The organism is Roseivirga ehrenbergii (assembly GCF_001593005.1).
In the GTDB taxonomy this organism is placed as follows: Bacteria; Bacteroidota; Bacteroidia; order Cytophagales; family Cyclobacteriaceae; genus Roseivirga; species Roseivirga ehrenbergii.
On record NZ_LQZQ01000004.1, the window covers coordinates 184,391 to 208,357 of the forward strand.

Consider the following 23,967-nt stretch of genomic DNA (forward strand, 5'->3'; position numbering starts at 1 on the left):
CTTATATTCGCCCATCTTTGCAGAGGGGCATGAAAGAGAGAATAGCAGTTATTGATTTGGGCACTAATACCTTCCACTTATTTATAGTGGAGTTGAGCAAGTGCGAAGTCAAAACCCTATACCGCGAGAAAATAGCCGTAAAAATTGGCAAGAATGGCATAAGTAAAGGGAGAATCTCAGCGGACGCCAAGAAAAGAGCCTTACATACCCTTCAGGTTTTCAAAACTATTATTGATCAATTCGAGGTAAAAACTGTAACGGGAGTTGCCACCAGCGCTATCCGATCGGCTAAAAATGGCCAACAACTGTTGGATGAGATCAAAGAAAAAACTTCTATCGACATTCAAATTATTTCTGGTGACCGTGAAGCTGAACTCATTTTCTATGGAGTGAAGTCTACTTTTCACCTCACAGAAACGCCACAGTTGGTCATGGATATTGGGGGCGGAAGTGTAGAGTTTATTATTGGAAACAACGAAGAAATCTTCTGGAAACAAAGCTTCGAAATTGGAGCACAAAGGCTTTTGGATAAATTCCATAAAGAGGATCCAATGCCTCAAGAAAGTATAGAAGAAATGGACTCTTGGCTCGAAACTGAACTTTCTAGCTTAGTAAGTGCGATTGAAGAGTTCAAGCCTCAAGGCTTAATTGGATGTTCGGGCACCTTTGACACCCTTTCTGAAATTTACATGAAAGAGAATGGAATCGAAAGAGCTCAGAATAGCTTGATTTTCCAATTCCCGATAGAAGCAAACAACCGTATTTACAAAGAACTGATTACCAAGAACAGGAAAGAACGAATGCATATACCTGGCATGGTAACCATGCGTGTAGATATGATTGTTGTAGCCAGTTGCTTAATACAGTTTGTATTAAAACACATGAATACCGAAAATATTACAGCCTGCGCTTACGCATTAAAAGAAGGGCTTTTATATACTTCGTTTTCGCACATTAAGATTTCGGAGAAAAGCACTCCGAATTAAAAAATAAAAGCATGTCGAATTATTCTTACCAAGATTTATATCAGTTTTCTCATTCTGTTTTCATTAAAATGGGTTGTTCAGAAGCAGATGCTACCCAGGCTTGTGAAACGCTTCTTTCTGCCGACTTAAGGGGAATCGACTCTCATGGAGTAGCGCGACTTACTGGCTACGTTAGGCTTTGGGAAAAAGGAAGAATTAATGCGAGCCCGAACATCAAAGTAACTTATGAAACCCCAAGCACAGCCGTTGTTGATGGGGATGCGGGCTTGGGTTTAGTCGTTGCTCCTTTCGCTATGAGAGTAGCCATGGAAAAGGCAAAGAATGTAGGAACAGGCTGGGTTTCGGTAAAAAACTCTAACCACTATGGCATTGCTGGTTTTCACTCATTATTGGCTGCCCAAAACGACATGATTGGCATTTCAATGACCAATGCCAGTCCCTTAGTTTCTCCAACTTTTTCTAAAGAAAGACTTTTAGGTACCAATCCAATTGCCATTGCAATTCCAGCCGGAAACGAACCTCCCTTTGTGGGCGACTTTGCTACCACCACTGCTGCCAATGGTAAACTCGAAATACTGCAAAGAAAGGGAGAACCTGTGCCTCAGGGTTGGGTGCAAGACAAAGATGGTATAGATACCACCAATGCTTTCGGGGTAAAAGAAGGGGGCGCTTTACGTCCTTTAGGTGGAAGTAGGTTACACGGAAGCCATAAAGGCTATATTATGGGCTCTGTTGTGGATATTTTCTCTGCTGTACTCTCAGGTGCCAATTATGGCCCTTGGGCACCTCCATTTGTAAGCTTTATGGACCCAGTAAGTGACCCCGTTGGCGAAGGCCTAGGTCATTTCTTTGGCGCTATGCGTGTAGATGCTTTCCGCCCTGCAACAGAGTTTAAAGAGCATATGGACAATTGGATTCAGCGATTTAGAAGCTCAACTCCTGTAGATTCAGAACAGCCTGTGCTTATTCCCGGTGACCCAGAACGCGAAATGGAGAAAATAAGAATGGAGCAAGGAATTCCACTACTTCAACCCGTGGTAGATGATTTGAAAGAAGTAGGTAAGAAGTTTGGGATTGATTTCTAAAAACCAGAGTAGAAGAACCCTCCAAAAGTTCCTATTTGGACTTTAAACACAGTGAATTACCACTGATGATGTAATTATATCAACTTTTGGAGGCTTTTCCCAAATTTGAAATCAAGCTTAGATCAAAAAGTAATCCCCCCTCGTATTACCAATGCACTTCCGTAAGGTGACCTAAGGTCATCATGAAGCAGGTTATATAATACCGTTATATTTACTCCGCCCTTTCCAAAAATAGGTTGAAATGCACCGCCTCCTATAAATAAGCCTGGCACCCATTCCCGATTCGTAGCTTCACTAAAAGGATCTGGGGCAAATTCAACATTCAAAGCCTCAAACTCCATATGGGCAAAATAAGTCTCGAAAATATTATGCCTTAAGAAAGTACGTCCACCATATACACTACTACTTACTTTAAATTCGTCACGTGAAGGTAGAAGCGCGTACTTACGGGAAAGGTAAAGATACGTGGCACCCAAACCCGCAGAAAAGTCCTGAGTAATCATATAACCAGCCAGCGGTGAAACATCGATATAAGTAAAGTTGGTGCCGAGATTGAATGAAAAATTTCCTCCAAAATAAACCCGATCCATAAAACTAACAGAATCCGCTTCTTGAGGTTCTTCCTCGAAGTAAATCTGAGCCTGAAGGCTTGAAAAGCTTATAAAAAAGAAGGCGACAAGGGTGAATAGTTTTCTCATAGTTCTGATAACGAAAAAGTCCTCAAAAAGAGGACTTGGTATGCATATTTTTTTCTTGATTTAGTCTTCCGTTACTATGACGAAAAGATCTTCAGATGGTTTCTTCATTAAGTACTTTTCTCTTGCAAACTTTTCAAGCAACTCCTGATTAGTCGTCAACTCTTCTTTATTCTTCAGCACTTCTACTTTTTTCTCTAGGTAGTATTCTTTCTGTTTTTCAAGATTACTTAGTTTCGACTTCAGCCTAATCTGAGTCACGATGTCATTTGAGTCTACAAACAGCATCCAAATAATAAAAAACGTTCCGAAGAGGAAATAAAAACTCTTTGCGAAGCGAGGAACCTTGGTGAAAGCCTTCATAGTACAAAAGTAACTAACTTTTTAGCACAAAATCAAAAGTATGACGATTTACTGTTAACGAATCTGGTAGGCTTTTAATTACACGTAAAACAAAAAGACTTCATCCTTTACAGAATGAAGTCTTTTAACTATTAAGTATTGTATTCGGCTTAGTAAGCCTTTCTGAAATTCTTTCCAGGATATTTGGCTACTTCTCCCAATTCCTCTTCAATTCTAAGTAATTGGTTGTATTTCGACATTCTGTCTGAGCGCGAAGCTGATCCAGTTTTGATTTGACCAGTGTTCAGCGCTACTGCTAAATCCGCAATGGTATTGTCTTCTGTTTCGCCAGACCTGTGTGACATTACAGCAGTATAGCCATTTCTATTGGCTAAGCTTACGGCCTCAATCGTTTCTGTCAAAGTTCCGATTTGGTTTACCTTAATCAAGATTGAGTTGGCAATACCACCATCAATCCCTTTTTGTAAACGTTTCACGTTAGTTACGAACAAATCATCTCCCACTAACTGCACTTTGCTGCCAATCTTATCAGTTAAAGCTTTCCAACCTTCCCAATCGTCTTCAAACATTCCATCTTCAATCGACATGATTGGATACTTTTTGCAGAGGGAAGCAAGGTAATCAGCCATTTCAACTGGCGTCATTTTCTTTCCCGTAGAATCTTTAAAGTAATAAACCTTCTCATCTTGTAAATAAAACTCAGAAGAAGCCACGTCTAGCGCGTAAACGAAATCTTCGCCTACTTTATAACCTGCATTTTTTACGGCTTCAGAAATTACTTCAAGGGCTTCATCATCCGATGCCAAGTTTGGTGCAAAGCCACCTTCATCGCCTACGTTAGTAGAAAGACCACGAGAAGAAAGTACTTTCTTTAAGTGATGGAACACCTCAGCGCCCATTTGAATTGCCTCAGTAAAGCTCTTAGCCCCAACAGGCATAATCATGAATTCTTGAAAGTCGATAGAATTATCTGCGTGAGAGCCTCCGTTAATGATGTTCATCATAGGAACAGGAAGCGTATTTGAATTAACGCCACCCACGTAACGGTAAAGCGGAAGACCAAGCTCAGCCGCAGCCGCCCTAGCAATGGCCAAAGACACGCCCAAAATAGCATTGGCGCCTAGGTTACTTTTATTTTCCGTTCCGTCTACCTCAATCATAATCTTATCGAGCAAGTTTTGCTCGAAAACAGAAAAGCCAATTAATTCGGCAGCAATGGTGTCATTAACATTTTCCACAGCTTTCAAGACTCCCTTACCAAGGTACACGTCTTTATCTCCATCTCTTAATTCAACAGCTTCATGTGCTCCAGTTGAAGCTCCAGATGGAACTGCAGCACGGCCTAAAACACCGTTTTCTGTAATTACATCTACTTCAATGGTAGGATTTCCTCTTGAGTCAAGAATTTGTCTTGCGTGGATACTTTCAATTAAACTCATTGATATTATGATTTGATAAGGTTAATAAATTGATCGAATAAATAGCGTGAATCATGTGGCCCAGGTGAAGACTCTGGGTGGTATTGCACTGAAAATGTTTTTTTCCCCTTTACTTGTAAACCTGCAACAGTATCGTCATTCAGGTTAATATGGGTTAACTCCATACTTCCTGCTTCCTTTAACGTAGTTAAATCTACTGCGAAACCATGGTTCTGAGAGGTAATTTCACTTTTGCCTGAAATAAGGTTCTTCACTGGGTGGTTCAATCCTCTATGTCCGTTATGCATTTTAAATGTAGTTGCACCACAGGCCAGGGCAATCACTTGATGACCAAGACAAATACCAAAAAGTGGTTTATCCTCAGCCATTATTTTCTGTGCAGTTTCAACAGCATAAGGCATTGCAGCGGGGTCTCCAGGGCCGTTTGACAAGAAGTAACCATCAGGATTCCACTTGCTCATTTCTTCAAAAGTAGTTTTGGCATTAAAAACTTTTAAATAGGCACCTCTACTTGCTAAATGTTTCAAAATACTCGTCTTTACTCCGATGTCGAGTACTGCGATTTTTATATCAGCATTCTCATCTCCTACAAAGTAAGGTTCTTTAGTGCTTACATATGAAGACAATTCTAAGCCATCCATGGAAGGAATCTCGGCTACCTTTGCTTTTAATTCATCATCCGAAAGGTCTTCTGAACAAATAATAGCATTCATAGCACCTTTATCTCTGATATACCTTACCAAAAGACGGGTATCCACATCAGAAATTCCAACTATATTATTTTTTTCTAAATAATCTTGAAGTGAACCATCGGCTGTTTTACGGCTATAGTCATTTGAAAAGTCATTAACTACTAATCCTCTAATTTTTGGAGAATCGGACTCTTGCTCGTCATCTTCTACACCATAATTACCAATGTGAGATGTAGTATTTACTACAATCTGACCATAGTATGATGGATCGGTATAAATTTCTTGGTAACCTGTCATTCCTGTATTGAAGCAAATTTCGCCTCCGGCAATACCTATTTTACCAATGGCAGTACCTTCGTAACGGCTTCCATCTGCTAAAAGAAGAATGGCTTTTCTTTTACTGTTGATATTATTCGTTGTGGACATATTTATAGATTCGTGCGCAAATTCAATTCTTCAATGCGATACAAAAGTAAATAAAAAAGGGATTGAACAAATTAGCTCAATCCCTTATTCTATATTTTTAAGAAAGTAGAATTATTCTCCGTCTTTCTTATCATCTTCTTTCGCTTCTTCAGCTTTAGCTTCAGGAGTTTCTTCAGTTTCAGCAGCTGGTGCCTCTACAGCCTCTTCTTTTGCTGCCTTAGGTGCTTTTGCTGCCGGAGTAGCTTCAGTAGTAGCGTCATCTTTCTTACCACCTCTTCTGCTTCTTCTGCTCTTTTTAGCAGGAGTTGCTTCTTTAAGTAGTAATTCGTTGTAGTCTACTAATTCAATGATACACATATCAGCGTTATCTCCTAATCTGTTTCCAGTTTTGATAATTCTAGTGTACCCTCCAGGTCTGTCTGCTACCTTTTCTGCAATCTCGTTGAAAAGTGCTGTTACCGTTTCCTTATTTTGAAGATAAGAGAATACAACTCGTCTTGAGTGAGTAGTATCAGTCTTAGCTTTTGTAATAAGAGGCTCAACATATTTCCTAAGCTCCTTTGCCTTCGCTACAGTAGTTGAAATTCTCTTGTGCGCGATCAAAGAAGAAGCCATGTTAGAAAGCATTGCTTTTCTATGCGGTGCCTTTCTACTCAGGTGATTAAATTTCTTCCCGTGTCTCATCTTACTTTATTCCTCGTCAAGTTTATATTTTGATAAGTCCATACCAAAAGTAAGGTTCTTATCAGCTATTAGTTGCTCCAATTCAGCCAAAGACTTTTTACCGAAGTTTCTGAATTTCATCATGTCAGAAATTTCAAGTCTTGCTAAGTCGCCTAATGTTCTTACATCAGCAGCTTTAAGACAGTTGTAAGCTCTTACTGAAAGATCAAGATCGTTCAGTTGAGTTTTTAACAACTTACGCATATGAAGCATTTCTTCATCTACTTGCTCTGGCTCATCTAGAGAACCTGTTTCCAAGATCATATTCTGATCAGAGAATAGCATGAAGTGTTGAATTAAGATATGGGCTGCACCTTTCAAAGCGTTTTCAGGGTGAATAGAACCGTCAGTTTGAATATCCAAAACCAACATTTCGTAGTCAGTTTTTTGTTCAACCCTAGTGTTTTCTACACTGAATTTTACGTTTTTGATTGGCGTATAAATAGCGTCAATTGGAATGTATCCGAATAATTGCTCAGAAGGTCTGTTCTCTTCAGCAGGAACGTAACCTCTCCCCTTATCGATAGAAAGCTCAATTTCGAACTTTACCGAACTATCAAGGTGACACACTACTTCATCTGGGTTAAGGATTTCGAAAGCACCAGTGAATTTTCCAATATCACCAGCAGCAAACTTATCCTGACCTTCAATAATTACAGTAATTTTATTATCAACAGTGTCGGAGATTTTCTTGAAACGAACCTTCTTTAAATTTAGAATGATTTCCGCTACGTCTTCTACAACACCCTCAATCGTTGAGAATTCATGCAAAACACCAGGAATCTTAATACCTGTGATAGCGTAACCTTCTAATGAAGAAAGAAGAATTCTTCTTAATGCATTACCGATTGTAACCCCGTATCCTTTTTCAAGCGGTTTAAATGTGAACAGACCGTGAAAGTCGTCCGCCTTTTCCATCACCACCTTTTCAGGGATTTGAAATGCGAGTATTGACATATGATTAGATCGTTTAAGTTCTTAAATAGATTATTTAGAGTAAAGCTCGACAATAAGCTGCTCATTGATTTTTTCAGGAATTTCGTCCCTCATAGGTAGAGCAATCATCTTACCGTTCATTTCAGCTTTATTCCACTCAATCCATGGATATTTTTGTGCTGAATTGTTAGCTAAACTGTCGGTGATGGCCTCTAGAGATTTAGATTTCTCTCTTACTCCTACTACATCACCTGGTTGTACCACATAAGATGGGATGTTAACCAATTCTCCATTCACAGTGATGTGTTTGTGAGAAACTAATTGTCTTGCACCTCTTCTTGTAGGAGCAATCCCCATTCTATATACTGTATTATCAAGTCTTGCCTCCAACATTTGTAAAAGGATTTCACCTGTAATACCTGATTTTCTTGATGCACGATCGAACGTGTTAGCAAACTGACGCTCCAATACACCATAAGTGTATTTTGCTTTTTGCTTCTCCATTAACTGGATAGCATATTCAGATTGTTTCTTTCTTCTACCTCTTCCGTGTTGACCAGGAGGGTAAGCTTTCTTTTGCAATGCTTTGCTATGACCAAAGATAGGATCGTTAAATCTTCTCGCAATTTTGGCCTTAGGACCTGTATATCTTGCCATTACTTTCTAATTTCTGGATTAAACTCTTCTACGTTTTGGAGGACGACATCCGTTGTGTGGCAATGGAGTAACGTCTTTAATCATCGTTACTTCGATACCAGTATTTTGGAGTGATCTAATAGCAGACTCTCTTCCTGAGCCTGGTCCTTTAACAAATACCTCAACTTTTCTCAAACCCAAATCGTAGGCAGTTTGAGCGCAATTTTGGGCTGCCATTTGGGCTGCATAAGGAGTGTTCTTTTTAGAACCCTTAAAACCCATTTTACCAGCAGATGCCCAAGAAATCACTTGACCTTGTAGGTTAGTGATTGATATGATGATGTTATTGAAAGAAGCCTTAATGTGGGCTTGTCCAATAGCTTCAACCTGAACTACTCGCTTTTTAGCTTTATCTTTTCTCTTCTGAGCCATTCTTCAAATATTTTCAGACCTAGCGGCCATTAATTCAAATTACTTGGTTGCTTTTTTCTTGTTCGCAACAGTCTTTCTCTTACCTTTTCGGGTACGTGAGTTGTTTTTAGTATGCTGACCACGAACAGGAAGACCCTTTCTGTGTCGCAAACCACGGTAACAACCAATATCCATCAGACGCTTAATGCTCAATTGAACCTCTGATTTTAAAACTCCTTCTACTTTGAACTCTTCACTGATGATTGTACGAATTGCTTTTTGCTCCTCGTCATCTAAATCACCAATTTTCTTGTTCACATCGATACCGGCTTTACCTAAAATGTAAACAGCCGAGCTGCGACCAATTCCGAAAATATAGGTCAAACCTATCTCTGACCTCTTGTGATCCGGAATATCTACTCCTGAAATTCTAGCCATAATTACCCTTGTCTTTGTTTGAATCTAGGATTCTTTTTGTTTATCACGTATAACTTTCCATTCCTACGGATCAGCTTACAATCAGCACTACGCTTCTTGATAGATGCTTTCACTTTCATGATTTCTTATTTATATCTGTAAGTAATTCTTGCTTTGCTTAAATCGTATGGCGACATCTCCATTTTCACTTTGTCACCTGGTAATATTCTGATATAGTGCATTCGCATTTTACCAGAAATATGAGCAGTTACGGTGTGTCCATTATCAAGTTCAACTCTAAACATTGCATTTGGTAATGCTTCTAGAATAGTACCGTCCTGTTCAATAGATCCTTGTTTTGCCATACTAAAATTTAAAAACTTCTTCTATATACTTATGTGTTGTTAACACTTCTGTTCTGTCCTTGAATATCGCCACAGTATGCTCGAAATGGGCTGAAGGTTTTCTATCTCTGGTTCTGATGGTCCAACCATCATTCTCCTGAACTATATTCCTTGTACCCAAATTGACCATCGGCTCAATGGCTATTACCAAACCCTCCTGTAATTTGACTCCTCGTCCACGTTTACCGTAGTTCGGAACCTCAGGTGATTCGTGTAAGCTTCTTCCTAATCCGTGTCCTACAAGTTCTCGTACTACAGTGTAGCCCCTGTCTTCAACGTATTTTTGGATAGATGCACTTACATCGCCTAACCGATTGCCATACTTGGCTTGTTCAATACCTATATACAACGACTCTTTCGTTGCTCTAAGCAGTGCTAATGTCTCTGGGGAAATTTCTCCTACGGGGTATGTATAAGCGGAATCGCTATGAAAACCTTTGTAGAAGACTCCACAATCTATAGAGATTATATCACCGTCTTTCAATTCGTATTCTCCTGGAAACCCATGAACTACATTTTCGTTCACCGAAATACACAGGGTAGAAGGAAATCCATTGTAGCCTTTAAACGATGCTTTCGCATTGTGATCACGAATGTATTCTTCCGCAATCTTATCCAAGTCTTTGGTTTTAACACCAGCTCTAACTTGTTTAGCTACTTCTCCGTGAGCTCTGCCAAGAATATCGGCACTCTCTCGGATTATCTGAATTTCCTCTTCAGTCTTGTAATGAATCATATTATGCTACAGCTACGTTCTGAGATCGGCCACGCATCTTGCCTGACTTCATCATTCCTTCGTAGTGTCGCATCAACAAATAACTTTCTATTTGTTGTAAAGTATCTAAAATCACACCCACCATAATTAGAAGTGAGGTACCTCCATAGAAGTAAGCGAACTGCTGTCCTACACCTGCATTGTATGCGAAAGTTGGAAGGATTGCGATTATCGCTAAGAATATTGATCCAGGAAGCGTAATTCTATCTAAAACATCTCCTATAAATTCAGAGGTTGGTCTTCCTGGCTTAATACCTGGGATAAAACCACCACTTCTCTTAAGGTCATCTGCCATATTAGATGGATTCACCGTAATGGCAGTGTAGAAGAATGTAAATGCTATAATTAATAAGGCAAAGGTAACATTATACTGCCAAGAGTATGGATTACTAAATGCAGCTCCAATTGAGTTAGCTATATCACTGCTGTCTTGCCAGATACCAGCCAATAAACTTGGTAGGATCATTAAAGCTTGAGCAAAAATGATTGGCATAACACCAGATGCATTCACCTTTAAAGGAATAAACTGACGTTGGCCACCATATACCTTTCCACCTACTACTTGCTTTGCATATTGTACAGGAATTCTTCTGGTTGCTTGAACCAAAGCTACTGTAACAATTACAACAAAGAACAAAACAATTACCTCAATCACAGAGAACAATGCTCTACCTATACCATTTGTAGTTACAAACTCCATCCATGCTGCTCCAGGTAAACTTGAAATGATACCGATCATAATTAGCATAGAAATACCATTGCCAATTCCTTTATCAGTAATCTTCTCTCCTAACCACATACAGAACATTGTACCTGCAGTTAACAAGATCATTGAACTGATCATGAAAAGGGAAGGATCAATGCTTGGTAAAACAGCATCTTGAGAAATAATAGTTGCCTTTATATATCCAAAGCTTTGTGCTAAGGTTACCAAAATAGTAAGTACTCTAGTAATTTGAGTAAGCTTCTTCCTACCAGATTCGCCTTCTTTCTGCATTTTCTGGAAGCTCGGTACAGCCACAGTCATCAATTGAATTACAATTGAAGCGGAGATATAAGGCATAATACCTAAACCGAATATAGATGCTCTACTAAATGAACCTCCTAACAATGAGTTAAGGATACCAAATATCCCACCCGCATCATCGGTTAATTTAGCTACGTCTACACCAGGTAAAACAACAAAAGATCCAAGTCTGAAAACGATCAAGAATCCCAGCGTAGCTAGGATCCTATTTCTCAATTCCTCAATGGAGTATATATTTCGTATGGTAGTAAAAAACTTCTTCATGTTATTAAAGCTTTGTAACGGTTCCGCCTAATTTTTCGATTGCTGCTTGAGCAGAACTAGAAAATTTATGGGCCGATACATTCACTTTAGAGGTTAATTCGCCTCTACCTAAAATCTTAACTAGATCATTCTTCTGAGCAAAACCATTCTCCATCAAAGTATTGAAGTCAATGGTGTCAGCATTTAATTTTGTTGCTAACTCTTGAAGTGAATCAAGGTTTAATGCCTTGTATTCAACTCTGTTAGGGTTAGTGAAACCAAACTTAGGCACACGTCTTTGTAATGGCATTTGACCACCTTCAAAACCGCCTTTGCTTTTATAGCCAGATCTAGATTTAGCCCCTTTGTGACCACGTGTTGACGTTCCACCACGACCAGAACCTGTACCTCTAGCTATTCTTTTTCTATTTTTCGTAGAACCTTCTGCAGGTTTTAAACTATTCAAATCCATCTTACAGTTCCTTTACAGATACTAAATGATTTACCTTATTAATCATACCAGCAATAGATGCAGTTAACTCTACCTCTACTGTTCTGTTGATTTTACCAAGGCCTAAAGCCTGGATTGTTCTCTTTTGTCTTTCAGGTCTGTCGATTGTGCTCTTAACCTGTGTAATTTGAACCTTTGCCATTCTTATTATCCGTTAAAAACTTTAGACATTGTTATTCCTCTTTGTTCAGCAACAGTATAAGCATCTCTCATACTCAAAAGAGCATCAAATGTAGCCTTTACTACGTTGTGAGGGTTTGAAGAACCTTTAGACTTGGCCAAAACATTGTGGTATCCAGCACTTTCGAATACAGCACGCATCGCACCACCTGCAATCACACCAGTACCTTCAGCTGCTGGCTTCACTAATACGAAACCTCCACCAAATTTACCGATTGACTCGTGAGGCACAGTACCTTTCAACAAAGGAACTTTCACCAAGTTCTTCTTTGCATCATCAATACCTTTAGTTATCGCGTCAGTAACCTCATTAGCTTTTCCTAAACCGTATCCAACAACACCATTTCCGTCACCTACTACAACGATTGCAGAGAAACTAAATCTTCTACCACCTTTAACTACCTTAGCCACACGCTTGATCGCAACTACCTTTTCTTTAAGGTCGATCTCACTTGCTTTTACTGATTTTATATTTTTCTGTGACATCCTGATTAAAATTTAAGACCGCCTTCTCTAGCTCCTTCAGCCAATGCTTGTACTTTACCATGGTATACATAACCATTACGGTCGAAAACCACACTGGTGATACCTTCTGCTATTGCCTTTTCAGCCAACTTTTTCCCAACTTCTTTAGATAACTCTATGTTGGTATTTTTCTTCTTACTATCAAACTCAACAGAAGAAGCTGATACTAGCGTATGCCCTTTTGAATCATCGATAATTTGGGCAGATATACGTGAATTACTTTTGAAAACTGAAATTCTCGGTCTTTCGGAAGTTCCAGAAATCTTATTTCTAATTCCTCTTTTTATTCTTAGTCTACTTTTACTAACAGCCATAATTACTCTTATTTAGAAGCAGTTTTACCAGCTTTTCTTCTGATTACCTCACCAACGAACTTGATACCTTTACCTTTATAAGGTTCTGATTTTCTCAATGACTTAATCTTAGCAGCCACTTGACCAATCAATTCTTTATCAATTCCTTCTAAAGAAACTGTAGGGTTCTTTCCTTTCAACATTTCGGCACTCGCCTTAATCTCATCAGGAACTGCAACAAAGATATTATGTGAGTAACCTAGGCTCAACTCTAACACGTTATTAGTAACGGTTGCTTTATAACCTACACCTACTAATTCTAAATCTTTCTTGTAACCTTCACTTACACCAACAACCATGTTATTGATTAATGAGCGGTATAAACCGTGTAATGATTTGTGCCTTTTTTGCTCAGTTGGTCTTTCAACCGTAAGAACAGCACCATCAACGGTTATTTTTATATCAGGATTTACTGCCTGTTTCAGCTCTCCTTTAGGTCCTTTAACAGTAACCACATTTTCTGCGGTTACGTCTACAGATACTCCTTGAGGTAGATCAATCGGTTTCTTACCAATTCGTGACATCTCTTCTTATCTTAGTATACGTGACATAAAACTTCACCACCGATATGAAGATTTCTCGCTTCTTTATCGGTCATAATTCCCTTTGATGTAGAGATGATAGCTATACCTAAGCCATTTAAAACTCTAGGTAATTCCTCTGCACCAACATATTTTCTTAAGCCTGGCTTACTCACACGGAGTAATTTCTCGATAGCTGACTTTTTAGAAACTCTATTATATTTTAGAGCGATTTTGATATTACCCTGTGGGCCTTCATCTTCAAACTTGTAGTTCAAAATGTATCCCTTTTCGTGTAATACACTCGTCAGCTGCTTCTTCAAGTTAGAAGCAGGAATGTCTACGACTCTATGCTTTGCCTTAATGGCATTACGCAATCGTGTTAAATAATCTGCTATTGGATCAGTCATTGTTTTTTGTTTATGACGGCTCGATTTTTCAAAAATCCGTCTCCAATCTGGCGATATCACCCAGAATTGGAATTCTATTTAAAATTAATACCTCCCGACCTAAATCGGCCTGCAAAGGTATTGAAAATATTTTATTAGCGAAATAAAAAAAGCTTACCAGCTTGATTTTGTTACTCCAGGTATTTTACCTGCAGAAGCCATTTCTCTAAATGTAACACGAGAAATACCAAATTTCCTCATATATCCTTTAGGACGACCAGTAAGTTTACATCTGTTGTGTAGTCTTACTGGAGATGCGTTTCTTGGCAATTTATCCAAACCTTCCCAGTCACCAGCAGCTTTAAGCTCTGCTCTTTTTTGAGCGTACTTAGCAACAAGACGTTCTCTTTTTCTTTCTCTAGCTTTTATCGATTCTCTAGCCATAGTATTATTTTTTACCAGTTGAGAAAGGCATTCCAAATGCTTTCAACAACTCGAATGCTTCTTCATCAGAATTTGCAGTAGTAACAATAGTGATATCCATACCAGTGATTTTATTCACTTTATCGATGGAAATTTCAGGGAAAATGATTTGTTCTTTGATACCCAAAGTATAATTACCTCTTCCATCAAATCCTTTATCTTTTACACCTCTGAAATCCCTTACACGTGGTAAAGCGATATTCAAAAGTCTATCAAGAAATTCGAACATTCTATCTCCTCTTAAAGTTACGCGGGCACCAATAGGCATCCCTTCTCTTAACTTAAAGTTTGAAATTGAATTCTTAGCAATTGTAGCAACAGCTTTCTGACCAGTGATGGTAGTAAGTTCTTCTACTCCTACGTCAACTAATTTTTTGTCTGCAACTGCAGCTCCTATACCTTTGTTAACCACAATTTTGGTGATCTTAGGCACCTGCATAATAGAGGTATATTCAAACCTCTTCATCATTGCAGGAGTTATATCATTGATATAAGTATCTTTTAATCTAGGATTAGCCATTATAATTAATTTGACTTAGTCTTAAAATACCTTTCTAATTTCCCTTCGCTATTCACTTTTCTACCTGTTCTTGCAAATTGACCAGTAGCTGGATCCTTTACCATAAGGTTTGAAACATGAATTGGAGCTTCTGTTTTTTCAATTCCCCCGTTAGGGTTAGTAGCAGAAGGCTTAGTATGCTTTGATACGATATTAACGCCTTCAACAATTGCTCTCTGCTTTGCGATGAAAACTTCAAGGACTTGTCCTTCTTTACCTTTTGAGTTTCCAGAAAGTACTTTTACAGTATCTCCTTTTCTCAAATGCAGTTTTTGCTGCTTGTTTTTCTTTCTTTCCATTGCTTACAATACTTCTGGTGCCAATGAAACAATTTTCATGAATTGTTTTTCACGCAATTCTCTAGCCACCGGGCCAAACATACGAGTACCTCTTGGTTCATCGTTCTGGTTCAGTAATACAGCAGCATTGTCTTCGAATCTGATATAAGAACCATCTTTCCTTCTTACGGCTTTCTTGGTTCTAACAATTACTGCTTTTGTAACAGTACCTTTTTTCAAATTGCTTGAAGAGTGAGCCGCTTTCACAGAGACCACAATTTTATCGCCAACAGTCGCGAATTTCTTTTTAGTACCGCCTAATACGCGAATACATAGAACTTCTTTTGCTCCACTGTTATCTGCAACGTTCAATCTTGATTCTTGCCTGATCATGATTACTTAGCTCTTTCAATAATTTCTACTAATCTCCAACGCTTATTCTTACTCAGCGGACGAGTTTCCATGATTTTCACAGTATCACCGATACCACAATCATTAGTTTCGTCATGAGCAGAAAATTTGGTAGTTTTCTTAACAAACTTACCGTAGATCGGGTGCTTTTCTTTACGTAACACGGCTACAGTAATGGTTTTTTCCATTTTGTTGCTGGTTACTATCCCGATTCTTTCTTTTCTAAGATTTCTGGTCTCCATGCGTATCTTAATTTGCGAGTTCTTTAGCTCTCAACTCAGTTTTTAGTCTAGCTATCAACTTTCTAGAATCCCTAATTTTCATTGGGTTTTCTATTGGAGAGATGGCTTGGGCAAATTTCAATTTGCCAATGTTATCTGTCTCGGCCTTAATTCTTTCCGCCAATTCCTCAACGGTAAGTGCTTTGATCTCTTGATTTTTCATAACTATCCAACGTAATCTCTACGTACAACAAACTTTGTTGATATAGGTAGCTTTTGGGCTGCCAATCTCAACGATTCTTTTGCCAATTCCTGGCTTACTCCACCAGATTCGAAAAGAATAGTGCCAGGCTTAATACAAGCTACCCAATATGAAGGTGCTCCTTTACCTTTACCCATCCTTACCTCAGCAGGCTTACTCGTGATTGGTTTATCTGGAAAAATTCTAATCCAAACTTGACCTTCCCTTTTCATAGCTCTTGTCATGGCAATACGTGCAGCTTCTATCTGACGTGCTGTGATCCATCCAGCTTCTAATGATTTTATACCAAATGTTCCGAAAGCCAAAGTGTGACCGCGACCCGCAAGTCCCTTCACACGGCCTTTTTGCATTTTTCTAAATTTGGTTCTCTTTGGTTGTAACATCGTTGTAAACTTTTAACAGGTGATGTGATTAACGTCTTCTACCGGCTGGGGCTCCTCCTCTATTGTTTCCAGAAGGTCTTCTTCTGTTTCCAGGTGCACCTCCAGCTCCTCTTTCTGATTGATTTCCTCCTCCTATGTTAGGAGATAGATCTCTTTTACCGAAAACCTCACCTTTGAATACCCATACTTTGATTCCGATTTTTCCGTAAACTGTATCAGCTTCAGAAATTGCGTAATCTATGTCGGCTCTAAGTGTATGCAAAGGAATTCTTCCTTCTTTATACATCTCAGTTCTTGCCATTTCAGCTCCGCCTAAACGTCCTGAACATTTTACTTTAATTCCTTGTGCACCAACTCTGATTGCAGAAGCGATAGCTTGCTTCATTGCTCTTCTGTAAGAAATTCTAGCTGCTAATTGTTGAGCAATTGATTCTCCTACTAGTTTGGCATCCAATTCTGGTCTTTTGATCTCAAAGATATTGATCTGAACATCCTTACTTGTAAGTTTTTTCAGCTCTTCTTTGATACGATCCACTTCTTGTCCACCTTTTCCAATTACAACTCCTGGTCTAGCAGTGTGTACTGTAATGGTGATACGCTTAAGTGTTCTTTCAATAATAATCTTAGAAATACCACCTTTTGGAATACGAGCATTTACATACTTTCTGATTTCTTGATCTTCGACCAATTTATTCGAAAAGTCTTTACCTCCGTACCAGTTGGAATCCCAACCTTTGATGATACCCAATCTTAGACCTATAGGATTTACTTTTTGTCCCATCTGTTCTTAATTAGCAGTTTCGTTAGTGACTTCTTCCTCCTGACCAGCGGTAACCTTAGTAGATGCATTTTTTGAATCTACGATAAGCGTTACATGGTTAGATCTTTTTCTTATTCTATGTGCTCTTCCTTGTGGAGCTGGTCTTAATCTTTTCAAGATTCGACCACCATCTACACGAATTTCTTTGATCACAAGATCTGCATCTTCTAATCTTTCATCTTCGTTTTTAGCAACCCAGTTAGACACAGCTGATCTTAATAATTTCTCAAGACGTGCTGCTCCTTCTTTTGGCTCAAACTTTAAAAGGTTCAAAGCTCTGTCTACACGTTGGCCTCTGATTAAATCAGCTACCATTCTCATTTTACGAGCAGATGTAGGTACATTATTTAACTTAGCTACAGCTTCCATTATCTTCTACCTTTATCTTTTTTAGCAATGTGACCACGGAAATTTCTGGTTGGTGAAAACTCACCTAACTTATGTCCTACCATATTCTCAGTTACGAAAACTGGGATAAACTTATTTCCATTATGAACAGCGAAAGTGTGCCCAATAAAATCTGGGGCTATCATTGATCTTCTGGACCAAGTCTTAATTACAGACTTCTTACCAGACTCTTCCATAGCCTCTACTTTATTGGCTAAACGAAAATCGATATATGGTCCTTTTTTTAACGAACGTGCCATGTTTTATTTCTTCTTTTTACCAATGATCAAACGATTCGAGTATTTCTTAGGTGTTCTGGTTTTCAAACCTTTAGAGAACAATCCCTTTCTTGATCTAGGATGTCCACCTGAAGATTTACCTTCACCACCACCCATCGGGTGATCAACTGGGTTCATTACTACACCCCTTACTCTTGGTCTTCTTCCTAACCATCTTGTTCTACCTGCTTTACCAAGCACAACGTTCATATGCTCTGCATTTCCTACAGCACCAATTGTTGCCATACAAGCAGAAAGAACGTTTCTCATTTCACCAGAAGGCAATTTAAGAGTAGCATACTTTCCTTCACGAGCTACAATCTGAGCATAAGCTCCAGCACTTCTCGACATTGAAGCTCCTTTTCCAGGCTTCAATTCAATATTGTGAATAATTGTACCCATTGGAATTTTAGAAAGAGGCATTGCGTTACCTACTTCAGGTGCAACACCTTCACCAGACACTACAACCTGACCTACTTCTAAGCCTTTAGGGGCAATGATATATCTTTTCTCTCCATCAGCGTAAAACAACAAGGCAATTCTTGCTGAACGTGTTGGATCATATTCAATTGATTTTACCGTGGCAGGTACATCAAATTTCTCTCTCTTGAAATCAACAATTCTGATTTTTTGTTTATGACCACCACCCATGTAACGCATGGTCATTTTACCAGTATTATTACGTCCACCAGATCTCTTAGAAGGTACGGTCAACGATTTCTCAGGAGCACTCTTTTTAACAGTTACTTCTGCAAAGTCAGGAGCCATTCTATGTCTGGTTCCTGGAGTCATTGGTCTTAGTTTTCTAACGCCCATTATTATCTATTTAAATGCCGCTATAAAAATCAATAACATCACCCTCAGCAACTGTTACAATTGCTTTTTTGAATGCACTGGTTTGACCTTGTACTACTCTAGACTTTGTCATTCTAGATTTGGTCTTACCACTATATCTCATGGTGTTAACATCTTCCACGGTTACACCGTACATCTGTTCAACAGCCACTTTGATTTCTATTTTGTTGGCTTTGTAGTCTACAACAAATCCGTACTTGCCTTTTTCGTTCAAGGCCGATACTTTTTCGGTAACTAAAGGTTTTTTAAGAACACTCATTTTCTGTTACTTCAATAAGTTTTCGATTATTTCAACTGAGCTTTCACTCAAAAGCAAGCTTTCAGCATTCAGTACATCATAAGTATTCAATGCACTTGCTGTGATTACTTTAGTATTCTGGATATTTCTTCCAGACAAAAGAACATTAGTATCATGTTCACCTACAACCACAAGAGTTTTCTTACCAGACAATGACAAACCGTCAATCATCTTTTTGTACTCTTTTGTTTTAGGAGCATCGAAAGTAAAGTCTTCCAAAATCAAAAGATTATTATCTTTTGCCTTGTATGCTAAAGCTGATTTACGAGCTAAAACTTTAAGTTTTTTATTCAACTTGAAGTGATAATCTCTTGGTTCAGGACCGAATACTCTACCACCGCCTCTAAATACTGGTGATTTAATACTACCAGCTCTCGCTGTTCCTGTACCTTTTTGCTTTTTAATTTTTCTGGTAGAACCTGCAATCTCGGCTCTCTGCTTCGACTTATGTGTTCCTTGTCTTTGGTTAGCCAAGTACTGCTTTACGTCTAAGTAAATTGCGTGATCATTCGGTTCAATACCGAAGATGTCGCCTGAAAGCGTTACTTTTCTTCCAGTGTCTTCGCCACTATTTTTTAGTACTGCAATCTCCATCTTCTTATTTCTCTAGGATTACGGTTGAATTTTTCGCACCAGGAATAGAACCACTGATTACAATCAGATTCTTTTCTGGCACCACTTTCATTACGCGCAGGTTGATTACTGTCACTCTATCTCCACCAGTTCTTCCAGCCATACGAGTACCTTTAAATACTCTTGCAGGATAAGAAGCTCCACCAACGGAACCAGGTGCTCTCAACCTGTTGTGCTGACCGTGCGTTGCTTGTCCAACCCCACCAAATCCGTGTCTTTTTACAACACCTTGAAAACCTTTACCTTTTGAAGTACCAACGGCATCAACGAAATCGCCTTCTTTGAAGACATCGCCTACAACGATTTCGTTACCTAAAGCCACCTGACCTTCAAACTCTTCGCGAAAATTTCGGAACTCAACAACATCTTTCTTTGGAGTAGTATTCGCCTTAGCGAAATGACCCTTTAAAGCCTTAGGAGTATTTTTCTCCTTACGCTCTCCAAAAGCAAGCTGTACAGCTGTATACCCGTCTGTTCCCTCATTTTTTACTTGCGTTACTACGCAAGGACCAGCCTCTATCACCGTGCATGCGACACTACGTCCATCGGCACTGTAAATGCTAGTCATTCCGATTTTTTTTCCGATTATTCCAGACATCTTATTAATTCATTTTGAACCTCATAAATCCGAGGCTCCCGTGAAACGGATTGCAAAGATAGAGAATTAATTTTCTGCTACAAACTCTAGATTTGAAATTTCAATAATAAATTCTCTCAAATTCAAGTCGTTAGTAACGACTTGCTTTCTTTGCATAAAAAAGAGGCTAGCCAAAAAGACCAGCCTCTTATATTCTGTATCTAAAAAAGTACTTATACTTTGATTTCAACGTCAACACCACTTGGAAGCTCAAGCTTCATAAGAGCGTCTACAGTTTTAGCACTGCTAGAATAAATATCTACCAATCGCTTGTAAGTACAAAGTTGAAATTGCTCACGCGCTTTTTTATTAACGTGTGGAGATTTCAATACTGTAAATTTCTCCTTTACTGTTGGTAACGGAATTGGACCGCTAACAATAGCTCCAGTAGTTTTCACAGCTCTTACGATTTTCTCTGATGACTTATCCACCAAGTTGTGATCGTATGACTTTAATTTGATTCTTATCTTCTGTGTCATTATTCTAAAATTTACAGATTATTCTCCTTTGGATTTTTTGATCACTTCGTCTGCAATGCCATTAGGTACTACGTCATAGTGAGAGAAAGTCAAAGCAGCCGTAGCACGACCAGAAGACATTGTTCTCAAATCTGTAACGTAACCGAAAAGTTCTGATAAAGGAACGCTAGCTCTAACAACTGTAGAAGTTCCTTTTGTATCCATACCTTTCATTATACCTCTTCTCCTGTTCAAATCACCTGTGATTGAACCAGTATACTCGTCAGGAGTAACTACATCTACCGACATAATTGGCTCTAGTAATTTTGGACCGGCTTGCTTACCAGCAGCCTTAAAGCCCATTCTAGCCGCAAGTTCGAAAGAAAGCGCATCCGAATCCACATCGTGGAATGATCCGTGGAATAATCTCACTTTCATGTCTTCAACAGGATATCCTGCCAAAGGTCCATTCTTCATTGCTGAAGCGAATCCTTTTTCAATTGCTGGGATAAATTCTTTTGGAATTACACCACCAACGATTTGATTCACAAATTGAAGTCCTTTTCCTACGAAATCTTCGTCTTTTGGACCAATTTCGAAAGAGATATCGGCAAATTTACCTCTACCACCAGACTGCTTTTTATATACTTCTTTATGCTCAATTGACTTAGTAAGCGCTTCTTTATAAGCTACCTGAGGTGCTCCTTGATTCACTTCCACCTTGAATTCTCTTCTCATACGATCCATGATGATATCAAGGTGAAGCTCACCCATACCTCTAAGAATCGTTTGACCAGTTTCTTCGTCAGTGTTTACTGTCAATGTAGGATCTTCTTCTACTAGCTTGGCAATTGCCATACCTAGCTTATCAACATCAGCCTGAGTTTTTGGCTCAATAGCGTAACCAATTACTGGCTCAGGGAAATCCATTGATTCAAGAACAATTTTATGTTTCTCGTCACAAAGAGTATCTCCAGTTTTAATATCCTTAAATCCTACAACCGCAGCGATATCTCCAGCATGTAGCTGATCAATAGCATTTTGCTTGTTCGCATGCATTTGGAAGATTCTAGAGATACGCTCTTTCTTACCAGTTCTTGTATTGAATACATAAGAACCTGAATCTAGCATACCTGCATATGATCTAACAAAACACAAACGACCTACAAATGGGTCAGTAGCGATCTTAAATGCTAGAGCTGTGAATGGCTCTGATGCAGATGGCTTTCTAAACGTAGGCTCTTCAGTATCAGGATCAATTCCCTCAACACTTTCTCTATCAAGAGGAGATGGAAGCAATTCCATAACATAGTTCAACATTGACTGAACACCTTTATTTTTAAAGGCAGAACCACACAACATTGGAACAAAAGCTAAATCTATAGTTGCAGCTCTTAAAGCTTTGATAATCTCTTCTCTAGAGATTGACTCTGGATCTTCGAAATACTTTTCTAATAGTGATTCGTCATACTCCGCAACAGCCTCTAATAGATGCTCTCTATATTCAGCTACTTCATCAACCATGTCAGCTGGAATTTCGATTTCGTTATAGGTCATCCCCATATCTTCTTCGTTCCAAACAATAGCCTTATTCTCTACCAAGTCAACCACACCTTTAAAGGTATCTTCAGCTCCGATAGGTAATTGAAGCGGAACAGCTTTAGTTCCTAACATTTCTTTCACTTGCTTACACACGTTCAAGAAGTCAGCACCAGACCTGTCCATTTTGTTTACGAAGCCTAAACGAGCAACCTTATAGTTATCCGCAAGTCTCCAGTTAGTTTCTGATTGTGGTTCAACACCATCAACAGCAGAAAACAAAAACACCAATCCATCAAGAACTCTTAGAGAACGGTTTACCTCTACAGTAAAATCTACGTGACCAGGAGTATCAATAATGTTGATATGGTATTGTTCGTCTTTGTAAGGCCAGAATACAGTAGTCGCAGCAGAGGTAATTGTAATCCCTCTTTCTTGCTCTTGCTCCATCCAGTCCATTGTAGCCGCACCATCGTGAACCTCACCAAGTTTGTGAGAAACACCAGTGTAGTACAAAACTCTTTCGGTAGTCGTTGTTTTACCCGCATCAATGTGCGCAGCGATACCGATATTTCTTGTTAATCTTAAATCTCTTGCCATTTCTATCTAGGAATTAAAATCTAAAGTGAGAGAATGCCTTGTTTGCATCGGCCATTCTATGAGTGTCGTCCTTTTTCTTCACGGCAGCTCCTTCTCCTTTTGATGCAGCAAGAATTTCGGCAGCCAAACGGTCCCTCATTGTCTTCTCACCTCTTTTTCTAGAAAAAGAAATCATCCACTTGATCCCCAGTGAAGTTTTTCTAGCCGGCCTCACTTCAGTTGGTACCTGAAATGTTGCTCCGCCTACTCTACGGCTTTTTACTTCGACTGAAGGCATGATGTTACTCAATGCTTTCTTCCAAGTCTCAAGACCATTCTCACCACTTTTCTTTTCAACGATCTCGATCGCATCATAGAAAATGTTGTAGGCAATACTCTTCTTCCCATCTACCATTAAGTAGTTCACAAACTTTGTCACCAAAGTATCATGGAACTTAGGATCAGGAAGAATATATCTCTTCTTTGGTTTAGCTTTTCTCATTTTATAAAAATTCTATTTTTTAGCTGCTTTAGGGCGTTTTGCGCCATATTTTGATCTACGTTGCGTACGACCATTAACACCAGCGGTATCTAATGCACCTCTAATGATGTGGTATCTTACACCTGGAAGATCTTTTACTCTTCCTCCTCTAATCAAGACGATTGAGTGTTCTTGAAGATTGTGACCTTCACCTGGGATGTACGCGTTTACCTCCTTACCGTTAGTTAACCTTACTCTAGCTACTTTTCTCATAGCTGAGTTTGGCTTCTTAGGCGTAGTAGTGTAAACCCTTGTACAAACCCCTCTTCTTTGCGGGCAGCTATCCAGAGCAGGAGATTTTGACTTAGAAGTCAATTTCTTTCTGCCCTTTCTTACTAATTGTTGTATAGTAGGCATTTACAGTTATTTTTTAGATTTTATTTCCCTATGTACAAATTTAGGACTGCAAAGGTAACAAAAGAAGTTTTCAGAACAAACACATCAGATTAAATAAATCAAACATGTAACTTCCTTACTTCCACCGTAAAACCCGTATTGCTAATCCTGTTTCAGAACGTCTAAAAGATGATTTTAGAGTTGTTCCTTTCTACCATTTTTATACCTAAAAAGCCCCAATCTTTCGAAAGGGGCTTTCTAAAAATATTTAT

39 protein-coding genes are annotated in these 23,967 nt (G+C 38.9%); 2 read left to right on the plus strand and 37 right to left on the minus strand.

Annotation, left to right across the window (positions count from 1 at the left end; all coding sequences use genetic code 11):
* Positions 1-29: 29 nt before the first annotated feature.
* The gene (locus MB14_RS05835) at positions 30-986 is read left to right on the plus strand and encodes a Ppx/GppA phosphatase family protein (RefSeq protein WP_062590536.1); all 957 of its coding nucleotides are present in this window, start codon (positions 30-32) and stop codon (positions 984-986) included.
* Between the two features lie 11 nt (positions 987-997).
* Positions 998-2,071, plus strand: coding sequence for an Ldh family oxidoreductase (locus MB14_RS05840; RefSeq protein ID WP_062590453.1), 1,074 nt, complete (start codon positions 998-1,000; stop codon positions 2,069-2,071).
* 122 nt (positions 2,072-2,193) lie between these two features.
* On the opposite strand, the gene MB14_RS05845 is transcribed toward MB14_RS05840, so the two are convergent.
* The 37 genes from MB14_RS05845 to rpsL all read right to left on the minus strand — a co-directional run bounded on the left by MB14_RS05845 (position 2,194) and on the right by rpsL (position 23,716).
* Positions 2,194-2,769: a hypothetical protein gene (locus MB14_RS05845; protein ID WP_062590455.1), complete on the minus strand. Its 576-nt coding sequence runs from the start codon at positions 2,767-2,769 to the stop codon at positions 2,194-2,196.
* Positions 2,770-2,829: 60 nt separating this feature from the next.
* The gene (locus MB14_RS05850; RefSeq protein WP_053222903.1) at positions 2,830-3,129 is read right to left on the minus strand and encodes an FtsB family cell division protein; all 300 of its coding nucleotides are present in this window, start codon (positions 3,127-3,129) and stop codon (positions 2,830-2,832) included.
* A gap of 149 nt (positions 3,130-3,278) precedes the next feature.
* A complete protein-coding gene (eno, locus tag MB14_RS05855; protein ID WP_062590457.1) occupies positions 3,279-4,568 on the minus strand; it encodes a phosphopyruvate hydratase in 1,290 nt (429 codons plus the stop codon).
* A 5-nt stretch (positions 4,569-4,573) separates the two neighbouring features.
* Positions 4,574-5,686 carry a glutamine-hydrolyzing carbamoyl-phosphate synthase small subunit gene (carA, locus tag MB14_RS05860; RefSeq protein WP_062590459.1) on the minus strand — a complete coding sequence of 371 codons (1,113 nt, stop codon included), beginning with the start codon at positions 5,684-5,686 and terminating at the stop codon, positions 4,574-4,576.
* Positions 5,687-5,797: 111 nt separating this feature from the next.
* Positions 5,798-6,370 carry a 50S ribosomal protein L17 gene (rplQ, locus tag MB14_RS05865; protein WP_062590461.1) on the minus strand — a complete coding sequence of 191 codons (573 nt, stop codon included), beginning with the start codon at positions 6,368-6,370 and terminating at the stop codon, positions 5,798-5,800.
* 6 nt (positions 6,371-6,376) lie between these two features.
* Entirely contained in the window at positions 6,377-7,366 is a 990-nt protein-coding gene (locus MB14_RS05870) for a DNA-directed RNA polymerase subunit alpha (RefSeq protein ID WP_053222907.1), read from the minus strand.
* Positions 7,367-7,396: 30 nt separating this feature from the next.
* Entirely contained in the window at positions 7,397-8,002 is a 606-nt protein-coding gene (gene rpsD / locus MB14_RS05875) for a 30S ribosomal protein S4 (protein WP_053222908.1), read from the minus strand.
* Between the two features lie 18 nt (positions 8,003-8,020).
* The gene (rpsK, locus tag MB14_RS05880; RefSeq protein ID WP_053222909.1) at positions 8,021-8,413 is read right to left on the minus strand and encodes a 30S ribosomal protein S11; all 393 of its coding nucleotides are present in this window, start codon (positions 8,411-8,413) and stop codon (positions 8,021-8,023) included.
* A gap of 39 nt (positions 8,414-8,452) precedes the next feature.
* Positions 8,453-8,830 (minus strand): 30S ribosomal protein S13, encoded by a 378-nt coding sequence (gene rpsM, locus MB14_RS05885; protein WP_053222910.1) that lies wholly within the window; start codon positions 8,828-8,830, stop codon positions 8,453-8,455.
* Between the two features lie 2 nt (positions 8,831-8,832).
* Positions 8,833-8,949 (minus strand): type B 50S ribosomal protein L36, encoded by a 117-nt coding sequence (gene ykgO, locus MB14_RS18810; RefSeq protein WP_082338105.1) that lies wholly within the window; start codon positions 8,947-8,949, stop codon positions 8,833-8,835.
* A gap of 6 nt (positions 8,950-8,955) precedes the next feature.
* The gene (infA, locus tag MB14_RS05890; protein ID WP_053222911.1) at positions 8,956-9,174 is read right to left on the minus strand and encodes a translation initiation factor IF-1; all 219 of its coding nucleotides are present in this window, start codon (positions 9,172-9,174) and stop codon (positions 8,956-8,958) included.
* Between the two features lies 1 nt (position 9,175).
* Positions 9,176-9,949, minus strand: coding sequence for a type I methionyl aminopeptidase (gene map / locus MB14_RS05895; RefSeq protein ID WP_062590463.1), 774 nt, complete (start codon positions 9,947-9,949; stop codon positions 9,176-9,178).
* A 1-nt stretch (position 9,950) separates the two neighbouring features.
* Entirely contained in the window at positions 9,951-11,279 is a 1,329-nt protein-coding gene (gene secY / locus MB14_RS05900; RefSeq protein WP_062590465.1) for a preprotein translocase subunit SecY, read from the minus strand.
* 4 nt (positions 11,280-11,283) lie between these two features.
* Positions 11,284-11,730: a 50S ribosomal protein L15 gene (gene rplO / locus MB14_RS05905; protein ID WP_062590467.1), complete on the minus strand. Its 447-nt coding sequence runs from the start codon at positions 11,728-11,730 to the stop codon at positions 11,284-11,286.
* A 1-nt stretch (position 11,731) separates the two neighbouring features.
* Positions 11,732-11,911 (minus strand): 50S ribosomal protein L30, encoded by a 180-nt coding sequence (rpmD, locus tag MB14_RS05910; protein WP_053222915.1) that lies wholly within the window; start codon positions 11,909-11,911, stop codon positions 11,732-11,734.
* Positions 11,912-11,916: 5 nt separating this feature from the next.
* Entirely contained in the window at positions 11,917-12,435 is a 519-nt protein-coding gene (rpsE, locus tag MB14_RS05915; RefSeq protein WP_053222916.1) for a 30S ribosomal protein S5, read from the minus strand.
* A 5-nt stretch (positions 12,436-12,440) separates the two neighbouring features.
* A complete protein-coding gene (gene rplR, locus MB14_RS05920) occupies positions 12,441-12,788 on the minus strand; it encodes a 50S ribosomal protein L18 (protein WP_053222917.1) in 348 nt (115 codons plus the stop codon).
* Positions 12,789-12,796: 8 nt separating this feature from the next.
* On the minus strand, positions 12,797-13,351 hold the full coding sequence (rplF, locus tag MB14_RS05925; RefSeq protein ID WP_062590469.1) for a 50S ribosomal protein L6: 555 nt from the start codon (positions 13,349-13,351) through the stop codon (positions 12,797-12,799).
* 11 nt (positions 13,352-13,362) lie between these two features.
* Positions 13,363-13,758, minus strand: coding sequence for a 30S ribosomal protein S8 (gene rpsH / locus MB14_RS05930; RefSeq protein ID WP_053222919.1), 396 nt, complete (start codon positions 13,756-13,758; stop codon positions 13,363-13,365).
* Positions 13,759-13,911: 153 nt separating this feature from the next.
* Positions 13,912-14,181: a 30S ribosomal protein S14 gene (rpsN, locus tag MB14_RS05935; protein ID WP_053222920.1), complete on the minus strand. Its 270-nt coding sequence runs from the start codon at positions 14,179-14,181 to the stop codon at positions 13,912-13,914.
* 4 nt (positions 14,182-14,185) lie between these two features.
* Positions 14,186-14,740: a 50S ribosomal protein L5 gene (rplE, locus tag MB14_RS05940; protein ID WP_062590471.1), complete on the minus strand. Its 555-nt coding sequence runs from the start codon at positions 14,738-14,740 to the stop codon at positions 14,186-14,188.
* 5 nt (positions 14,741-14,745) lie between these two features.
* Positions 14,746-15,078, minus strand: a complete 333-nt coding sequence (rplX, locus tag MB14_RS05945; RefSeq protein ID WP_053222922.1) for a 50S ribosomal protein L24 — start codon at positions 15,076-15,078, stop codon at positions 14,746-14,748.
* A gap of 3 nt (positions 15,079-15,081) precedes the next feature.
* Complete coding sequence (rplN, locus tag MB14_RS05950; RefSeq protein ID WP_053222923.1) at positions 15,082-15,450, minus strand: 50S ribosomal protein L14; 369 nt, start codon at positions 15,448-15,450, stop codon at positions 15,082-15,084.
* 2 nt (positions 15,451-15,452) lie between these two features.
* Positions 15,453-15,710 carry a 30S ribosomal protein S17 gene (gene rpsQ, locus MB14_RS05955; protein ID WP_053222924.1) on the minus strand — a complete coding sequence of 86 codons (258 nt, stop codon included), beginning with the start codon at positions 15,708-15,710 and terminating at the stop codon, positions 15,453-15,455.
* Positions 15,711-15,717: 7 nt separating this feature from the next.
* Positions 15,718-15,912, minus strand: coding sequence for a 50S ribosomal protein L29 (gene rpmC / locus MB14_RS05960; protein WP_053222925.1), 195 nt, complete (start codon positions 15,910-15,912; stop codon positions 15,718-15,720).
* Positions 15,913-15,914: 2 nt separating this feature from the next.
* On the minus strand, positions 15,915-16,334 hold the full coding sequence (gene rplP / locus MB14_RS05965; RefSeq protein ID WP_053222926.1) for a 50S ribosomal protein L16: 420 nt from the start codon (positions 16,332-16,334) through the stop codon (positions 15,915-15,917).
* Between the two features lie 28 nt (positions 16,335-16,362).
* Positions 16,363-17,115 (minus strand): 30S ribosomal protein S3, encoded by a 753-nt coding sequence (rpsC, locus tag MB14_RS05970; RefSeq protein ID WP_062590473.1) that lies wholly within the window; start codon positions 17,113-17,115, stop codon positions 16,363-16,365.
* A gap of 6 nt (positions 17,116-17,121) precedes the next feature.
* Positions 17,122-17,523, minus strand: coding sequence for a 50S ribosomal protein L22 (gene rplV, locus MB14_RS05975; RefSeq protein ID WP_062590475.1), 402 nt, complete (start codon positions 17,521-17,523; stop codon positions 17,122-17,124).
* Positions 17,523-17,801: a 30S ribosomal protein S19 gene (gene rpsS, locus MB14_RS05980; RefSeq protein WP_062590477.1), complete on the minus strand. Its 279-nt coding sequence runs from the start codon at positions 17,799-17,801 to the stop codon at positions 17,523-17,525. The genes rplV and rpsS overlap by 1 nt, the downstream gene beginning before the upstream one ends.
* Before the next feature lie 3 nt (positions 17,802-17,804).
* A complete protein-coding gene (gene rplB / locus MB14_RS05985) occupies positions 17,805-18,635 on the minus strand; it encodes a 50S ribosomal protein L2 (protein ID WP_053222930.1) in 831 nt (276 codons plus the stop codon).
* A gap of 10 nt (positions 18,636-18,645) precedes the next feature.
* Positions 18,646-18,933, minus strand: coding sequence for a 50S ribosomal protein L23 (rplW, locus tag MB14_RS05990; RefSeq protein WP_053222931.1), 288 nt, complete (start codon positions 18,931-18,933; stop codon positions 18,646-18,648).
* 6 nt (positions 18,934-18,939) lie between these two features.
* A complete protein-coding gene (gene rplD / locus MB14_RS05995; protein WP_053222932.1) occupies positions 18,940-19,566 on the minus strand; it encodes a 50S ribosomal protein L4 in 627 nt (208 codons plus the stop codon).
* Positions 19,567-19,570: 4 nt separating this feature from the next.
* A complete protein-coding gene (gene rplC, locus MB14_RS06000; RefSeq protein WP_053222933.1) occupies positions 19,571-20,203 on the minus strand; it encodes a 50S ribosomal protein L3 in 633 nt (210 codons plus the stop codon).
* Between the two features lie 212 nt (positions 20,204-20,415).
* A complete protein-coding gene (gene rpsJ, locus MB14_RS06005; protein ID WP_053222934.1) occupies positions 20,416-20,721 on the minus strand; it encodes a 30S ribosomal protein S10 in 306 nt (101 codons plus the stop codon).
* A gap of 18 nt (positions 20,722-20,739) precedes the next feature.
* Entirely contained in the window at positions 20,740-22,839 is a 2,100-nt protein-coding gene (gene fusA / locus MB14_RS06010; RefSeq protein ID WP_062590479.1) for an elongation factor G, read from the minus strand.
* Between the two features lie 13 nt (positions 22,840-22,852).
* On the minus strand, positions 22,853-23,320 hold the full coding sequence (gene rpsG, locus MB14_RS06015; protein WP_053222936.1) for a 30S ribosomal protein S7: 468 nt from the start codon (positions 23,318-23,320) through the stop codon (positions 22,853-22,855).
* Positions 23,321-23,332: 12 nt separating this feature from the next.
* Complete coding sequence (rpsL, locus tag MB14_RS06020) at positions 23,333-23,716, minus strand: 30S ribosomal protein S12 (RefSeq protein WP_053222937.1); 384 nt, start codon at positions 23,714-23,716, stop codon at positions 23,333-23,335.
* Positions 23,717-23,967 lie beyond the last annotated feature (251 nt).

Bases quoted from the DNA above. Each gene is read 5' to 3' on its own strand.
- MB14_RS05835 (WP_062590536.1), top strand. From the start codon at position 30: ATGAAAGAGAGAATAGCAGTTATTGATTTGGGCACTAATACCTTCCAC.
- MB14_RS05840 (WP_062590453.1), top strand. From the start codon at position 998: ATGTCGAATTATTCTTACCAAGATTTATATCAGTTTTCTCATTCTGTT.
- MB14_RS05845 (WP_062590455.1), bottom strand. From the start codon at position 2,769: ATGAGAAAACTATTCACCCTTGTCGCCTTCTTTTTTATAAGCTTTTCA.
- MB14_RS05850 (WP_053222903.1), bottom strand. From the start codon at position 3,129: ATGAAGGCTTTCACCAAGGTTCCTCGCTTCGCAAAGAGTTTTTATTTC.
- eno (WP_062590457.1), bottom strand. From the start codon at position 4,568: ATGAGTTTAATTGAAAGTATCCACGCAAGACAAATTCTTGACTCAAGA.
- carA (WP_062590459.1), bottom strand. From the start codon at position 5,686: ATGTCCACAACGAATAATATCAACAGTAAAAGAAAAGCCATTCTTCTT.
- rplQ (WP_062590461.1), bottom strand. From the start codon at position 6,370: ATGAGACACGGGAAGAAATTTAATCACCTGAGTAGAAAGGCACCGCAT.
- MB14_RS05870 (WP_053222907.1), bottom strand. From the start codon at position 7,366: ATGTCAATACTCGCATTTCAAATCCCTGAAAAGGTGGTGATGGAAAAG.
- rpsD (WP_053222908.1), bottom strand. From the start codon at position 8,002: ATGGCAAGATATACAGGTCCTAAGGCCAAAATTGCGAGAAGATTTAAC.
- rpsK (WP_053222909.1), bottom strand. From the start codon at position 8,413: ATGGCTCAGAAGAGAAAAGATAAAGCTAAAAAGCGAGTAGTTCAGGTT.
- rpsM (WP_053222910.1), bottom strand. From the start codon at position 8,830: ATGGCTAGAATTTCAGGAGTAGATATTCCGGATCACAAGAGGTCAGAG.
- ykgO (WP_082338105.1), bottom strand. From the start codon at position 8,949: ATGAAAGTGAAAGCATCTATCAAGAAGCGTAGTGCTGATTGTAAGCTG.
- infA (WP_053222911.1), bottom strand. From the start codon at position 9,174: ATGGCAAAACAAGGATCTATTGAACAGGACGGTACTATTCTAGAAGCA.
- map (WP_062590463.1), bottom strand. From the start codon at position 9,949: ATGATTCATTACAAGACTGAAGAGGAAATTCAGATAATCCGAGAGAGT.
- secY (WP_062590465.1), bottom strand. From the start codon at position 11,279: ATGAAGAAGTTTTTTACTACCATACGAAATATATACTCCATTGAGGAA.
- rplO (WP_062590467.1), bottom strand. From the start codon at position 11,730: ATGGATTTGAATAGTTTAAAACCTGCAGAAGGTTCTACGAAAAATAGA.
- rpmD (WP_053222915.1), bottom strand. From the start codon at position 11,911: ATGGCAAAGGTTCAAATTACACAGGTTAAGAGCACAATCGACAGACCT.
- rpsE (WP_053222916.1), bottom strand. From the start codon at position 12,435: ATGTCACAGAAAAATATAAAATCAGTAAAAGCAAGTGAGATCGACCTT.
- rplR (WP_053222917.1), bottom strand. From the start codon at position 12,788: ATGGCTGTTAGTAAAAGTAGACTAAGAATAAAAAGAGGAATTAGAAAT.
- rplF (WP_062590469.1), bottom strand. From the start codon at position 13,351: ATGTCACGAATTGGTAAGAAACCGATTGATCTACCTCAAGGAGTATCT.
- rpsH (WP_053222919.1), bottom strand. From the start codon at position 13,758: ATGACTGATCCAATAGCAGATTATTTAACACGATTGCGTAATGCCATT.
- rpsN (WP_053222920.1), bottom strand. From the start codon at position 14,181: ATGGCTAGAGAATCGATAAAAGCTAGAGAAAGAAAAAGAGAACGTCTT.
- rplE (WP_062590471.1), bottom strand. From the start codon at position 14,740: ATGGCTAATCCTAGATTAAAAGATACTTATATCAATGATATAACTCCT.
- rplX (WP_053222922.1), bottom strand. From the start codon at position 15,078: ATGGAAAGAAAGAAAAACAAGCAGCAAAAACTGCATTTGAGAAAAGGA.
- rplN (WP_053222923.1), bottom strand. From the start codon at position 15,450: ATGATCAGGCAAGAATCAAGATTGAACGTTGCAGATAACAGTGGAGCA.
- rpsQ (WP_053222924.1), bottom strand. From the start codon at position 15,710: ATGGAGACCAGAAATCTTAGAAAAGAAAGAATCGGGATAGTAACCAGC.
- rpmC (WP_053222925.1), bottom strand. From the start codon at position 15,912: ATGAAAAATCAAGAGATCAAAGCACTTACCGTTGAGGAATTGGCGGAA.
- rplP (WP_053222926.1), bottom strand. From the start codon at position 16,334: ATGTTACAACCAAAGAGAACCAAATTTAGAAAAATGCAAAAAGGCCGT.
- rpsC (WP_062590473.1), bottom strand. From the start codon at position 17,115: ATGGGACAAAAAGTAAATCCTATAGGTCTAAGATTGGGTATCATCAAA.
- rplV (WP_062590475.1), bottom strand. From the start codon at position 17,523: ATGGAAGCTGTAGCTAAGTTAAATAATGTACCTACATCTGCTCGTAAA.
- rpsS (WP_062590477.1), bottom strand. From the start codon at position 17,801: ATGGCACGTTCGTTAAAAAAAGGACCATATATCGATTTTCGTTTAGCC.
- rplB (WP_053222930.1), bottom strand. From the start codon at position 18,635: ATGGGCGTTAGAAAACTAAGACCAATGACTCCAGGAACCAGACATAGA.
- rplW (WP_053222931.1), bottom strand. From the start codon at position 18,933: ATGAGTGTTCTTAAAAAACCTTTAGTTACCGAAAAAGTATCGGCCTTG.
- rplD (WP_053222932.1), bottom strand. From the start codon at position 19,566: ATGGAGATTGCAGTACTAAAAAATAGTGGCGAAGACACTGGAAGAAAA.
- rplC (WP_053222933.1), bottom strand. From the start codon at position 20,203: ATGTCTGGAATAATCGGAAAAAAAATCGGAATGACTAGCATTTACAGT.
- rpsJ (WP_053222934.1), bottom strand. From the start codon at position 20,721: ATGACACAGAAGATAAGAATCAAATTAAAGTCATACGATCACAACTTG.
- fusA (WP_062590479.1), bottom strand. From the start codon at position 22,839: ATGGCAAGAGATTTAAGATTAACAAGAAATATCGGTATCGCTGCGCAC.
- rpsG (WP_053222936.1), bottom strand. From the start codon at position 23,320: ATGAGAAAAGCTAAACCAAAGAAGAGATATATTCTTCCTGATCCTAAG.
- rpsL (WP_053222937.1), bottom strand. From the start codon at position 23,716: ATGCCTACTATACAACAATTAGTAAGAAAGGGCAGAAAGAAATTGACT.